Below are 278 nucleotides of genomic sequence, written 5' to 3'. Positions count from 1 at the left end.
CCCGTGAGGCTTAACCATACAACGCCAAACGCGTTTTATGCGACAGTTTGACAGAGGTTAATATGACTAAAGTAGATATTACTTAGAAAGACTTAAAAAATATTATCAGATATTTTCCAAATTCAGTTAGTGCGTAGAAATACGAATTAACGCCCTAATTTGCTTGGTGACAATAGCGTTTTGGACCCACCTGACTCCATGCCGAACTCAGTAGTGAAACGAAACAGCGCCGATGATAGTGTAGCATTTGCTATGTGAAAGTAGGACATTACCAGGCT

General features: G+C 39.9%; 1 rRNA gene. It reads left to right on the top strand.

The features are described from left to right. The first annotated feature begins 162 nt into the window (after positions 1-162). A 5S ribosomal RNA gene (gene rrf, locus H5115_RS20040) occupies positions 163-277 on the top strand. The last annotated feature ends 1 nt before the right edge of the window (position 278 follow it).

It is taken from the genome of Pseudoalteromonas sp. SR44-2, assembly GCF_014163745.1.
In the GTDB taxonomy this organism is placed as follows: domain Bacteria; phylum Pseudomonadota; class Gammaproteobacteria; order Enterobacterales; family Alteromonadaceae; genus Pseudoalteromonas; species Pseudoalteromonas distincta.
This window is presented reverse-complemented; position numbering and strand designations above follow the sequence as displayed.